The 12,511-nt window shown below is 61.5% G+C and carries 12 protein-coding genes; 4 read left to right on the forward strand and 8 right to left on the reverse strand.

What is annotated here, in order from left to right:
* Positions 1-33: 33 nt before the first annotated feature.
* Positions 34-768 carry an SDR family oxidoreductase gene (locus ACW9UO_RS14195; RefSeq protein ID WP_457086441.1) on the forward strand — a complete coding sequence of 245 codons (735 nt, stop codon included), beginning with the start codon at positions 34-36 and terminating at the stop codon, positions 766-768.
* A gap of 214 nt (positions 769-982) precedes the next feature.
* Here the strand turns inward: ACW9UO_RS14195 and ACW9UO_RS14200 are convergent, their stop codons facing one another.
* The 7 genes from ACW9UO_RS14200 to ACW9UO_RS14230 form a co-directional block, all read right to left on the reverse strand.
* The gene (locus tag ACW9UO_RS14200) at positions 983-1,897 is read right to left on the reverse strand and encodes a DMT family transporter (RefSeq protein ID WP_457086442.1); all 915 of its coding nucleotides are present in this window, start codon (positions 1,895-1,897) and stop codon (positions 983-985) included.
* A gap of 7 nt (positions 1,898-1,904) precedes the next feature.
* Positions 1,905-2,624 carry an SDR family oxidoreductase gene (locus tag ACW9UO_RS14205; protein WP_457086443.1) on the reverse strand — a complete coding sequence of 240 codons (720 nt, stop codon included), beginning with the start codon at positions 2,622-2,624 and terminating at the stop codon, positions 1,905-1,907.
* Between the two features lie 103 nt (positions 2,625-2,727).
* Positions 2,728-3,789 (reverse strand): Gfo/Idh/MocA family protein, encoded by a 1,062-nt coding sequence (locus tag ACW9UO_RS14210; RefSeq protein WP_457086444.1) that lies wholly within the window; start codon positions 3,787-3,789, stop codon positions 2,728-2,730.
* The gene (locus ACW9UO_RS14215; protein WP_457086445.1) at positions 3,786-5,276 is read right to left on the reverse strand and encodes a UxaA family hydrolase; all 1,491 of its coding nucleotides are present in this window, start codon (positions 5,274-5,276) and stop codon (positions 3,786-3,788) included. Before ACW9UO_RS14215 ends, ACW9UO_RS14210 begins: the two co-directional genes overlap by 4 nt.
* A 251-nt stretch (positions 5,277-5,527) precedes the next feature.
* Positions 5,528-7,123, reverse strand: a complete 1,596-nt coding sequence (locus ACW9UO_RS14220; protein WP_457086446.1) for a TRAP transporter large permease — start codon at positions 7,121-7,123, stop codon at positions 5,528-5,530.
* Complete coding sequence (locus tag ACW9UO_RS14225) at positions 7,123-7,857, reverse strand: TRAP transporter small permease subunit (RefSeq protein ID WP_457086447.1); 735 nt, start codon at positions 7,855-7,857, stop codon at positions 7,123-7,125. Before ACW9UO_RS14225 ends, ACW9UO_RS14220 begins: the two co-directional genes overlap by 1 nt.
* Positions 7,858-8,067: 210 nt before the next feature.
* Entirely contained in the window at positions 8,068-9,093 is a 1,026-nt protein-coding gene (locus tag ACW9UO_RS14230) for a TRAP transporter substrate-binding protein (RefSeq protein ID WP_457086448.1), read from the reverse strand.
* A gap of 150 nt (positions 9,094-9,243) precedes the next feature.
* On the opposite strand from ACW9UO_RS14230, the gene ACW9UO_RS14235 reads away from it, so the two are divergent.
* Positions 9,244-10,011, forward strand: coding sequence for a GntR family transcriptional regulator (locus ACW9UO_RS14235; protein WP_457086449.1), 768 nt, complete (start codon positions 9,244-9,246; stop codon positions 10,009-10,011).
* Positions 10,012-10,056: 45 nt separating this feature from the next.
* Positions 10,057-10,902 carry a fumarylacetoacetate hydrolase family protein gene (locus ACW9UO_RS14240; protein WP_457086450.1) on the forward strand — a complete coding sequence of 282 codons (846 nt, stop codon included), beginning with the start codon at positions 10,057-10,059 and terminating at the stop codon, positions 10,900-10,902.
* Between the two features lie 36 nt (positions 10,903-10,938).
* On the opposite strand, the gene aroQ is transcribed toward ACW9UO_RS14240, so the two are convergent.
* Entirely contained in the window at positions 10,939-11,373 is a 435-nt protein-coding gene (gene aroQ, locus ACW9UO_RS14245) for a type II 3-dehydroquinate dehydratase (RefSeq protein ID WP_457086451.1), read from the reverse strand.
* 168 nt (positions 11,374-11,541) lie between these two features.
* On the opposite strand from aroQ, the gene ACW9UO_RS14250 reads away from it, so the two are divergent.
* Positions 11,542-12,393: an SMP-30/gluconolactonase/LRE family protein gene (locus ACW9UO_RS14250; RefSeq protein WP_457086452.1), complete on the forward strand. Its 852-nt coding sequence runs from the start codon at positions 11,542-11,544 to the stop codon at positions 12,391-12,393.
* Positions 12,394-12,511: the final 118 nt, after the last annotated feature.

Below are 12,511 nucleotides of genomic sequence, written 5' to 3' on the forward strand. Positions count from 1 at the left end.
TTTTGGCTGCGTTTCGGGGCAATGGAGGGTTACATGAAAAGCATCATCATCACCGGTGGCGGGGGTGGCATCGGCAAATCCTGCGCCAAAGTCTTTGTCGAGGCGGGGTGGCGCGTGGGCGTGGTCGGCCGCCGTTCGGAGCCATTGGAGGCGCTGGCAGCAGAGCATGAAAACGTGCTGGCGTTGCCCTGCGACGTGGCCGAAGAGGCGGCGGTGGATGCGGCGTTTGACACGGCGCTCGACGCTTGGGGCCGGATCGACGTGCTGTTCAACAACGCCGGGATTTCGGCGCTGGGCGCGACGATTGACGAGGTGTCTGTCGCCGACTGGCGGCGGTGCATCGAGATCAACCTGACCGGCAGTTTCATCTGCGCCCGCGCGGCCTTTGCCCGGATGCGCGCGCAGGATCCTCAGGGTGGGCGGATCATCAACAACGGCTCGGTCTCGGCCTATGTGCCGCGCTGGGGGTCTGCGCCTTATACCGCGTCGAAACATGCGATCACCGGGCTGACCCGGTCGATCTCGCTTGATGGGCGGCCGTTTGGCATTGCGTGCGGTCAGATCGACATCGGCAATGCGCTGACGGATATGGCGGAGAAAATGACCAAGGGTGTGCCGCAGGCCGACGGGTCCATCGCGGTGGAGCCGGTGATGGATGTGTCCAATGTGGCGTCGTCGGTGCTTTATATGGCGGGGTTGCCAGCGGAGGCGAATGTGCAGTTCATGACGGTGATGGCGCCCGGGATGCCTTATATCGGGCGGGGGTGAGCTTGGGGGCTCTGCCACGGAAGTTAAGATGAGGGCTCTGCCACAGAAACAGTAGGTGGGGGCTCTGCCACAGGCACAATAGATGGGGGCTCTGCCCCCGTCCTTTGGACTCCCCCGCGGTATTTATGAACAGAAGAAGGGCGGGTTGCGCCCTTCTTTTTTGTTTCGCGCATATCGCGGTTTGCTTTGATGCTTCAGGTTGTACGCGACGGGTTTAGCGGGTGGAAGGCACCGGGCGGCGCACGCGGCCGCGGACGGTGCGCTCGCGTTGCCAGATGTAGAGGCCGGAGGCGATGATGATCGAACCGCCGCCCAGGGTCCAGATCGTGGGCCATGTGTCGAAGATGAGAACACCGGCGATGGCGGCGAGGAAAATCTGGATGTAGATCACCGGTGCCAGCACCGATGCATCGGCCCAGCGGTGGGCGATGGTGGCCGAGATATGACCGACCGCCCCGAACACTCCGATCAGGCCAAAGACCAGCCAGGTGGTGAGGTCGGTCGGCCATTGCCAGACATTGAGCGCGAACGGCAGGATTGCCGTGGCTGCGATGCCGCTGGACCACAGTTGTTGCGTTGCATTGCCCTCGATTCCCGCCAGCATCCGGGTCATCACGAAGTATAGGGAGGCCATGGTCAGGGCGCCCAGAGTGAGCAGCATGGCGGGGTGGAATTCGGTGCCCCAAGGTTGCATCACCACGATCACCCCAAAGAAGCCGACGCAGACCGCGAGGATCCGGCGCAGGCCGACCTGTTCGCCGAGGATCGGGATCGCGAGCAGGGTGGTCACCACCGGCCCGGCGAACATGATGGTCGTGGTCATGGTGATGGGCAGGTATTGCAGCGCGGTAAAGTTCAGCGCCGTGCTGCCCAGCAGGAAAAAGGAGCGCAGGAACTGTTTGCCGGGGCTGTTGGAGACCAGCGCCGAGACCCCTTCCTGCGGCAGGTAGAGGACCAGTGCGACGATGAAATGGCCGATGTAACGGGCGAACACCACCTGAAGGGCGGGCAGCCCTGCCAGCATCAGCCATTTTGCCGAACTGTCGATACAGGTGAAAAACACCACGGCCAGCGCCATCAGCAGGACGCCGGAGGAGGAGCGGTCTTCGCGTGCGATTGGGGTGCTCATTGGGGCCTCACAAGCTCATGCCGCCATCGATGGCGACACATTGGCCGGTCATGTACCGGCTTTCGTCCGATCCGAGGTAAACCGCGAGATCGGCAATTTCCACCGCTTCGGCGATCCGCCCAATCGGTTGGCGGGCGATGAAATCCGCCATCGCCTTTTCGTAGTTGCCAGTGGCGCGCAGGCGTTCGTGGAGGCTTGGGCTGTCCACCGTGGCGGGGGCGATGCCGTTGCAGCGGATGCCCTGGCCAACATAGTCGCGGGCGACGGATTTGATCAGGCCGATCACCGCCGCCTTGGAGGTGGAATAGATCATCCGGTTGGGCACGCCCATGATCGTCGAGGCGACCGAGGCGATGCTCACGATGGCCCCGCCGCCCCGCGCCTGCATTCCGGGAAGCGCCGCCTGGATCGCGTGCATTTGTGCCCGGACGTTCAGCGCCATTGCCAGATCAAAGTCGTCATCGGTGGCCTGTTCGATGGTGCCCGCATGCACGATGCCCGCGCAGTTGACGAGGATGTCGGGGGCGGCATCTTTGACCGCCGCTTGCAGCGCTGCCTTGTCGCGCACGTCGAGGGCAAAGGTGGTGCCGGACAGCCCGGACAGCAGATCGCCGTTCAGATCGGTGGCTGTCACCTCGGCCCCTTCGGCGGCGTAACGCTCGGCGATGGCGCGGCCGATGCCCTGGCCCGCGGCGGTGATAAAGGCGCGTTTGTTTGCAAGTCGCATGGGATAGTCTTTCCGGGGTTGGCTTTGGTTTTCAATCGTTTATGGCAAAATCAGCGGTGGCACCGGCAACAGTTGATGCTCTGGCGATTTATTCGTCTAATCCTTAGGCACCGGTGAAATCGCCGGGCACCTGCCCTTTTTGAACTGGGGTTGCGCGTTGCGCCGACAGGATCACAGCGAGGGTCATTTCAAGACTGGCCGTGCCTGCCGCACCAGAGCAGAGCACGTCATCAGAGCCGCCCCCGGCCACTTTGGCGAAGCGGTTCAGTTGTTCCAACAGGGGATCGATGCGGGCGAAAGCTGCGGCGGGGGAGGGGGCCATTGGCTTGGACCATTCGACCTCGCCCGGGGCGGATTGTGCCCAGCGGGTGAGGGAGGGGAACTCCAGCGCGCCTGTGGTGCCGGTGACGCGGAGATAGTCCTGACCACTGGCCGCGATGCCGGGGTTTTCGCCGCTCGCGGCCTCAAACGACCACGGCGAGGCTCCGGCATCGGAGATCAGGAACGACCCCAAAGCTCCGCTGGCAAAGCGCAGAGCAATGGCGGCGGTGTCTTCGATCACCATGGTGCGGCGCGCCGAGGAGACCAGTGCGGTGACTTCAGTTATCTCGCCCATCAGGACATGCAGCAGGTCGATTTCGTGGCTGAGATTGGTCATCAACGGGCCAGCGCCCGGCAGTCTGCGCCAGTCGAGTTGGTAATAGGCGTCGGGTTTGCGCAAGGACCAGAAACCTTGCACGCCAACCGGCGCGCCGATGTCGGCGATGGCCGCGCCCGCCGCGCGTGTGAAGGGATGGCAGCGCCGATGGTGGCCGGTGATAAGCGGCACGCCTGCGGTGTTCGCGGCGGTGGTCATTTTGCGGGCATCGGCAAGGCAACCGGCGATGGGTTTTTCGACCAAGACCGCCCAGCCGCGCGCGATGCAGCGCAGGGCAGTGGGGGCGTGATCGGGGGTTGGGGTGGCGATGATCGCCGCTGCGGTGTCGCCGGGCACATCATCAAGGTCGGCCACGGCGGGCAGACCTTGCTGCAACAGCTTTTCGCGCGTGGCGGGGTGCGGCTCGACCACGGCGGTCAGGCGCACGGCGTCCGATGCGGCGCAGACCTCGATATGGCGCAGGCCGATCAGACCGGCCCCGATGATGCAGAGCGGGAGGGCCGTCACATCACGGCTCCGATTTGCCAGGGGACGAATTCGAAATCGCCCAGCCCCTGTGCTTCGGATTTGGTTTCCTCGCCCGAGGCGACGCGCAGCCACATCTGATAGATTTCGCGGCCCACCTCTTTGACGCTGGCCCCATCGGACAAGATGCGACCGGCGTTCACGTCCATGTCGTCGGTCATGCGGGTGTACATTTCGGTGTTGGTGGCGACCTTCATCGAGGGGCTCGGTTTGGCCCCGAAGGCCGATCCGCGCCCGGTGGTGAAACACACCAGATTGCAGCCAGAGGCGATCTGGCCGGTCACGCTGGCCGGGTCATAGCCGGGGCTGTCCATAAAGGTAAAGCCGCGCGCCGTGACCGGTTCGGCGTATTGAAACACGCCCATCAACGGGGTGGTGCCGCCCTTGGCCGCCGCGCCAAGCGACTTTTCAAGGATGGTGGTCAGCCCGCCCTTTTTGTTGCCGGGCGAGGGGTTGTTGTCCATCGAGCCGCGATTGCGGGCGGTGTAATCCTCCCACCAGTCGATCAGACCGAGCAGCTTGTCGCCAATCTCGCGGGTGTTGGCGCGGGCGGTGAGCAGATGCTCGGCGCCATAGATTTCGGGCGTTTCGGCCAGAACGCCGGTGCCGCCCTGCGCGACCAGAAGATCGCAGGCGTAGCCGACCGCCGGGTTGGCGGTGATGCCCGACCACGCGTCGGACCCGCCACATTGCAGCGCGACCATCAGCTCGGACGCGGGACAGCTTTCGCGGGTGGCCTCGTTGACCTTTGGCAGCATCTTTTCGATCTTGGCGATGCCGAGGTCGACAGATTTGCGCAGCCCGCCGACATCTTGGATGTTCATGGTCTGGAACAGCGGGCCGGGGGTGAGGCCGTAGGCTTCGATCAGCCAGTCGATCTGCATCATTTCGCAGCCCAGACCGGCCATCAGCACGCCGCCGACATTGGGATTGCGGGCATAGCCCCAAAGCACGCGTTGCAGCGCCTCGAAGCCGGTGCCATCGCCGCCCATCGCGCAGCCGGTGCCGTGCACGAACGCCACGACGCCATCAACGTTGGGGTATGCGGCGAGCTTTTCGTCGGTGAAGTGCTGGGCGATCATCCGCGCGGCGGTGGCCGAGCAGTTCACGCTTGTCAGCACGGCGATATAGTTGCGGGTGCCGACCCGGCCACTGGCGCGGCGGTAGCCTTGGAAGCTGTCCTGGGTGGTGGCCGGGGCGACCGGGTGCAGATTGGTCGAGAATTCATACTCCGCGTCAACGTTGCGAAATTCGAGGTTGTGGGTGTGGACATGCGCGCCCTTTGCGATGTCCTCGGCAGCATAGCCGATGACCTGAGCGTATTTGCGCACGGGCGCGCCTTTGGCGATGTCGTCGCTCGCCATCTTGTGGCCGCGCGGGACGATCTGGGTGGCGCCTTGGGTGCCGATCTTAAGCGGGGTGATTGCGGTGACGACGTTATCGGCGGCGGCGAGGCGGACAATGCTCATGGTCGGGTCTCTTTGGCTGGGTGGGGCGTTTCGGGGGCGCTGCCCCCGGACCCCCGAGGTATTTGAGAACAGAAGAAGGTGGGGGTCAGGCGCAGGCTGGGCAGTCGGCGCACTGACGGCGAATATTGGTGTGGTGTTGCCTATGCGGGCGGCGCGGGGCCGGCAGAGCGTCAGGTCTTGGAGGCCTGACAGTCAACGGGTCCTTTGGGGGATCGGGGCGGAGGGTGCCGCCCCGATCAATGACTTCGGCCTTAGAGGAAGATCGAGATGATCGAAGGCCAGATCAGCAGCACCGACAGCGCAATCAGTTGCAAGCTGATGAACGGCAGGAAACCGCGGAAGATATCGGTCAGCGAGATATGCGGCGGGGCCACGGATTTGAGGTAGAAGGCCGCCGGGCCGAAGGGCGGCGACAGGAAGCTGACCTGCATGTTCATACAGAACACCACGCCGAACCAGATCGCCACATGGCGCGGGTTGAGTTCACCGATCAGGCCGATTTCCTCGACCGGCAGTTTCAGCACGATCGGCAGGAACACCGGCATGATCAACAAAACGATGCCGACCCAATCCATGAACATCCCCATGATCAGGAAGATGAACATCATCACCAGGATAACGCCCATTGTTGGCATGTCGGCCCCGATGATCAGGTTGGCCACATAGTTCGGCCCGCCCGCCAGCGTATACGCCGCCGCAAGCGCCGCCGCGCCGATGGTGACCCAGATGATCGTGCCGGTGGATTTCAGCGTGCGCAGCAGGCTGTCCCAGACGACCTCAAAGCTCATCTCGCGCCGCACGAGGCTGATCACAAACACGGCGACAACGCCCATGCCCGCCGCTTCGGTGATGCCGGTGATGCCCATATAAATGGACCCGAGCACAACGCCGATCACGATGATCGGGGCGACGAGACCTTTGCCCATTTCCCAGCCTTGCGCCGTGCGTTCGCGCCCGACAAGCACAAAGACGATCAGGGCCGAGATGACAAAGGCACCGACGATCCACGGAATGGAGCTGACCATGCCAAGTGCAATCGGCTCGACGCCTTCGACGATTTTGTTTTCACCGGTGATGGTAAAGAACAGCGCCCGGATCAGCAGGACGGCGGTGAACCACATGGTGAATTTACCGAGGAAGCCCAGGAACATCAGCCCCTTTTCCGAGCCTTTCGGTGCGCTTGGGTCTTCTTCTGGCAGCGGGGCCAGCGAGGGATTCATCTGTGTGCGGATGATGATGTAGGCGATGAAGAACGACGCCAGCATGAAACCGGGCAGGAACGAGGCGGTGAACAGCGCCTTGATCGAGGTTTCGGTGACCAGACCATAGAAGATCAGGACAATCGACGGCGGGATCATTGTGCCCAGCGACCCCGACGCACAGATCGTGCCGATGGCGAGGTTCTGGTTATACCCCAGCCGCAGCATCTGGGGAAGGGCGATCAGCCCGAGCAGAACGACTTCGCCGCCGATGATGCCCGACATGGCGGCCATGATGACAGCCATGATCGAGGTGACAACAGCAATGCCGCCGCGCATCCGCGACATCCAGACATTGAGCGAGCTATACATGTCACGCGCGATGCCCGACCTTTCGAGCAGTGCCGCCATAAAGATGAACAGCGGGATCGAGATCAGGACATAGTTCGTCATCTGCCGATAGACCGCCTGGCCGAGCACCGAAAACGGGCCACGACCAAAGGTTTTGAACAGGATGTCGACGTCGAACTTAAGGACCAGTGTCACCACCGCAAGAAAGGCCGAGGCAAAGCCAAGCGGCATGCCGATTGCCAGCAGCGCGAACATGCCCAGAAGCACCAGAAGGCTGAGTGTGCCGATATCGACCATTATTTAGGGTCCTCCAACGTCTTCCGGATATTTGCGATCTCGGTTTCGTCAATGTCATCAAGAGGTGAGTGGTGTTCGGGGGCCTTGTTCCAATCGGCAATCAGGTTGGACACCGCCTGAATGGTCACCAGAACGATGATAAACAGGATGGCCGCCTTCATGGTGCCGGGAATGGGCGGATCCCACGCGGTGCCAAAGGTCTCCATCCGCATCAGGCGGGTATAGGCATCGTTCCAGCCGCCCCAGACCAGCGCAAAGGTAAAGCCGACGATCAGCGATACGGAAATCACATCCGAGGTCTTTTGCATCCAGCGGGGCATGATGTCGTAGATCACATAGATGCGGATGTGGCTGCGCTGTTGCATGGCGTATTGCCCGGCAAACAGAAACACCACCGCCGCGATCCAGAGCGACAATTCGTTGGCCCAGAGCGTTGGCATGTTGAACACGTAACGCGAGATGACCTCGTAGAACATCACCAGCACGATCAGCACGATGCCAATCATCGCCATCCGCGAGGTGACAAGCGACAGGATGTCGAAAAAGCCATGCGGCTCGGGTTCGATCGCGCCTTTGGTGTCGGACAGATAAAGTGATCCGGATATGAGGCTGCCCAAGATCGCAAACAGCATCAGTTTGGCCTGAATGCCCCCTTCGGGGCGGATCAACTCGTGAATGCCGACGGCGTTTTCGGAAATCAGCAGGTTAATGGCCAGCCATGCATACATCAGCATGGTGAACGTTATAAAAGCGATTGCGATTTTTCGTACAGGTCCGCGAAGTGGCCCGAGCCACACACTCTCCTGGGTCATACCGGTCTCCCTACCAGTAGGATTGTTGTTCAGCCTTTCGCGGGCGTGCGTGCCGCGCGCGGTGGCGAACAAAAGCGGCGGGCTCATGGTTGCGAGCCCGCCGTCTCTCTCAGCCGTTCACGAAGGGGTGGCTTACTTGGCGGAAATCAGACCCAGCTGGGTCAGATAACTGCGGTGGCTTGCCACCAGAGCCGCAGCTTCCGGTGTTTTTTCTGCCCAGCCATCCCATGCTTTTTGAGCGGCGGCGCGGAAGTCAGCTTTGTCCTTGGCGGACCAGTCATACAGAGTCACGCCTTGGGTTTGCAGCATCGCAGCCGCTTCGGCGTTCTTCTTCTCGTTCGAGATCGCGGTGTGCAGGGCCAGTTTCTGCATCGCGGTGTCCATGATGCGGCGCTGGCCTTCGCTCATGCCGTCCCAGACGTCTTTGTTACACGCAAGGTGATCCGACGGCATCGAGTGGAAGCCGGGATAGTTGGCGTGCTTGACGATGTCGTAGAGACCAAGGCCAACGTTGTTGGCAAGGCCCGACGCATCGGCGCCGTCGATGATGCCGGTTTCCAGCGCGGTAAAGATCTCGGTGAAGTCCATCACGATCGGGGTTGCGCCCAGTTCGGTGAAGATTTCGGTCTCAAGACCCGGAGGCGAACGGAACTTCCAGCCTTTGAGGTCTTCGGGGCCAGCAATCGGCTTGGACGAGGCAAAGCTTTCCTGGCCATAGATCCACCAGCCGACGAGCTGCATGTTGAATTCGTTATATAGCGATTGGGCCGCGTCATAGCCGCCGCCGTAATACAGCCAGCTCAGCTGTTGATAGGGGGTGTCATAGCCGCCCATGATATCGCCGACGAACTGGAACGCCGGGTTTTTGCCGGTCTGATACGCGCCACCGGTCATGTCACAGTCAAGAATGCCGTTCACAGCGGCGTCCCACGTCTCGGTCGTGGCAACCACGGACGAGGAATAGAACATCTCGATGGTGATCGAACCTTCCGACATGGTTTGCACGTCGTCGATGAATTGTGCCGCCAGCTTGCCCGAGGGGTGCTCGGTTGCATAGTGCGTCTGAATGCGCAGGGTAATGTCTTCGGCCGCGTTTGCGGTGCCGGCGACGGCCAGCGCTGCAACGGTTGCCGACTTCAAAAGCGTTTTCAATTTCATTTGGTCTTTCCTCCCTGGTGGCCCAAAGGCCGTATCGTCGGGGCGCTCCCGGCCCCTGTTGGCGATGGTATACCATTCGCACCGGCAGGCTAGCGAAAGCCTTCTCGACAATCAATAACTTTTGGTATACCAAATTTGAAAGCCTGAAATTTGGGCGCTCTTTGGGACGGTGGTGGCCCAAAGCTGTTGGAACTGTTGATAAAGGCTCATGCAATGGCGGCTGAGAACCGTGCCGAACAGATTGCCAAGCAATTGCGCCGCGAGATACTGCTGGGCACGCTGGCGCCCGGTGCCCCGCTCAAGGAACGCGACAACGCGCTGGAGATGGGGGTCAGCCGCACGCCGATGCGCGAGGCGATTCGTATTCTGGCCAATGAGGGGCTGGTGATTCTGCGCCCCTCGCGCAGCCCGATCGTGGCCGAACCAACGCTGACCGAAGTGTCCAACGCCATCGAAGTCCTGAGCGCCTTGGAGCTGTTCTCTGTCAAACTGGCCTGCCAACGTGCGACGCCCGAAGATCTGGCCGAGATTCGCCGTCTCGAACGTCATATGGCCACCAATTACGACAGCCTCGATGATGTGGACCGCTTCGAGGTCGACATGAGCTTTCACGTTGCCATCGTGCGCGCCTCTTACAACGACATGCTGGTCGAGACCCATTCCGCCTATCTGGCGCGGCTGTGGCGGGCGCGCTTCCTGTCGGCGATCAACAAACGCTCACGCGAACGGGTGCTGGCCCAGCACGCCGCCATCATCGACGGGCTTGAGGCGCGCGATGTCGACGCCACGCAGACGCAGGTCAACCTGCATCTCGAACACCTGATCATCAATGTGACGGATTTCTTCAAGACCACCGAAAAGACCGCTGAGAAAACCACCGAAGAAACCGCTGCGGATCACGCGGCAAGCCCGGACTGACCGGGCCCTGTCAAGACACTCACTGAACCTAAGGAAGAAAGAGCGATGAAACTCTTGCGATACGGTGCGCCGGGCACCGAAAAGACCGGCATGCTGGACGCCGACGGAAATGTCCGCGATCTGAGCGCACATGTGCCCGACCTGGCCGGCGCCGCCGTCAGCATCGATGCGCTGGCATCCCTGCGCGACATCGACCCTGCCTCCTTGCCGCTGGTGGAAAACCCCGGCCGCATCGGCTCCTGCCTTGCCTCGGTGCCGAACTTCTTTTGCGTCGGTCTGAACTATGCGCTGCACGCGGTCGAAAGCGGCCTGGATGCGCCCTCCGAGCCGATCCTGTTTTCCAAGGCCAGCTCGGCGCTGTCCGGTCCGTTCGACGATGTGATCATCCCACGCAACTCTGCCAAGGCCGATTGGGAGGTCGAACTGGGCGTGATCATCGGCCGTGACACGCTGTATGTCTCCGAAGAGGACGCGCTTGATCATGTGGCGGGCTATTGCACCATCAACGATGTTTCCGAGCGGGAATTCCAGATCGAGAAGCTCGGCCAGTGGATCAAAGGCAAATCCGCCCCCACCTTTGGCCCGGTCGGCCCCTACCTCGTGACCGCCGACGAGGTGCCAGATCCGCAGACGCTGGGCGTGTCGCTCAAGCTTAACGGCGATACGGTGCAGGATTCCAACACCGCCGACATGATCTTTTCGGTGCGCCAGATCGTATCGTACATGAGCCAGTTCATGAAACTGCAAGCGGGTGACATCATCGCCACTGGCACGCCGTCGGGCGTTGGCATGGGGATGAAGCCGCAGCGCTTCCTCAAACCTGGCGATGTCATGGAAGTGACGGTCGAGGGGTTGGGCACCCAACGGCAAGAAGCCGTCGCCGCAAATTAATGCAGAAGAGGGGCGCTTGCGGGCGCCCCTTTCGCGTTATTTGGCAACAAGATTACAGATGCGGCGCACGCCCGCCGCGTAGCCTTCGACCCCAAGGCCGGCAATCACCCCTTCGGCGCGCAACGACACATAAGAATGGTGGCGAAAGCTTTCGCGTTTGTGGACGTTGGAGATATGCACCTCAATCACCGGCCCTTCAAAAGCATTGAGCGCGTCAAGAATGGCCACCGATGTATGGGTAAAGGCGGCCGGGTTGATGACGATGCCACAGCCCGCCTCGCGCGCCTCATGAATCCAGTCGATGATCTGGCCTTCGTGGTTGGATTGCTCAAGCCGGATATCAAAACCCTCGGCAGCCACGGTTTCGCACAGCGCTTTGACGTCCTCGAGCGTGTCATAGCCATAGATCTCGGGCTGACGCTTGCCCAACAGGTTAAGGTTGGGGCCGTTGAGAACAAAAATCGTATTCATGATCGGGGTCCTGTGTGTGGTGTCTCGCAGCCTTTGGGGCCGGGGGGTGTCTGCGACCCGCTGTTCCCGGCTTGACGCACTGCGCGCTGGATGTATCAATTTGGTATACCATTCAGGCGTGGCTGGCCAGATGACGAAACCGGCGCGCCGCCACGGGAAAGGCCACATATGAACGACCACATCTATGACGCGCGCGCCTGCGCCTTGGGGGAGGGGCCTTTGTGGCATCCCGAGCGTCAGCAATTGTTCTGGTTTGATATCGTCGGGCACCGGCTGTTGAGCCGTGATGGCGATACACCCTTGGAGTGGCAGTTTGACGAGCATGTCTCAGCAGCCGGTTGGGTTGATCGCGAGACCTTGCTGATTGCCTCGCAAACCGCGCTGATGCGGTTCGACATTGCCAGTGGCGCGCACGAGGTGCTGTGCCCGCTTGAGGCCGACAATGCCATGACACGCTCCAACGATGGCCGGGCCGATCCCTATGGCGGGTTCTGGATTGGCACGATGGGTTTTGAGGCAGAGCCGGGGGCCGGGGCGATCCATCGCTATTATAAGGGTGTGGTGGAAACGATCCTGCCTGAGATCACGATCTCCAATTCGATCTGTTTCGCACCGGATGGGCGACACGCCTATTATGCCGACACGCCCACTCGCCAGATCATGGTTGTGGCGCTCGACAGCGAAGGCTGGCCGTCGGGGCGTGCCGAGGTTTTTGCTGACCTGAATGCCGATGGCCTTAATCCGGATGGATCGGTGGTCGATGCTGCGGGCGGGCTTTGGAATGCACAATGGGGGGCAGGGCGGGTGGCGCGCTATCATCCCGATGGTCGGTTCGATCGCGCGATCGAGGTTCCGGGGCGGCAAACCACCTGTCCGGCGTTTGGCGGGGCCGATTTGAGTACAATGTTTGTCACGAGCGCTGGGAAGGGGCTCGAATCCGAGGGGGCTTTGCAGGGCTGTACCTTCATTCTGGACCCCGAAGCAGTCGGTCAGGAAGAATTTCGGGTGAACCTGGGATGAATCGGGCCTGAATCGAACCCGACTCTGGCCTGAATCCGACTCAAAAAGCCGGATTTTCCGAGTCGCGGGGGGTGTTTCGGTCTCTGAGGCGAGGGGACCAAGCCCTCCGATGCCAAAA

This window comes from Marinovum sedimenti (genome assembly GCF_054052205.1).

Excerpts from the sequence above, each read along its gene's own strand:
- ACW9UO_RS14250 (WP_457086452.1), top strand. The coding sequence starts at position 11,542 with ATGAACGACCACATCTATGACGCGCGCGCCTGCGCCTTGGGGGAGGGG.
- ACW9UO_RS14230 (WP_457086448.1), bottom strand. The coding sequence starts at position 9,093 with ATGAAATTGAAAACGCTTTTGAAGTCGGCAACCGTTGCAGCGCTGGCC.
- ACW9UO_RS14200 (WP_457086442.1), bottom strand. The coding sequence starts at position 1,897 with ATGAGCACCCCAATCGCACGCGAAGACCGCTCCTCCTCCGGCGTCCTG.
- aroQ (WP_457086451.1), bottom strand. The coding sequence starts at position 11,373 with ATGAATACGATTTTTGTTCTCAACGGCCCCAACCTTAACCTGTTGGGC.
- ACW9UO_RS14205 (WP_457086443.1), bottom strand. The coding sequence starts at position 2,624 with ATGCGACTTGCAAACAAACGCGCCTTTATCACCGCCGCGGGCCAGGGC.
- ACW9UO_RS14195 (WP_457086441.1), top strand. The coding sequence starts at position 34 with ATGAAAAGCATCATCATCACCGGTGGCGGGGGTGGCATCGGCAAATCC.
- ACW9UO_RS14220 (WP_457086446.1), bottom strand. The coding sequence starts at position 7,123 with ATGGTCGATATCGGCACACTCAGCCTTCTGGTGCTTCTGGGCATGTTC.
- ACW9UO_RS14225 (WP_457086447.1), bottom strand. The coding sequence starts at position 7,857 with ATGCTGATGTATGCATGGCTGGCCATTAACCTGCTGATTTCCGAAAAC.
- ACW9UO_RS14240 (WP_457086450.1), top strand. The coding sequence starts at position 10,057 with ATGAAACTCTTGCGATACGGTGCGCCGGGCACCGAAAAGACCGGCATG.
- ACW9UO_RS14215 (WP_457086445.1), bottom strand. The coding sequence starts at position 5,276 with ATGAGCATTGTCCGCCTCGCCGCCGCCGATAACGTCGTCACCGCAATC.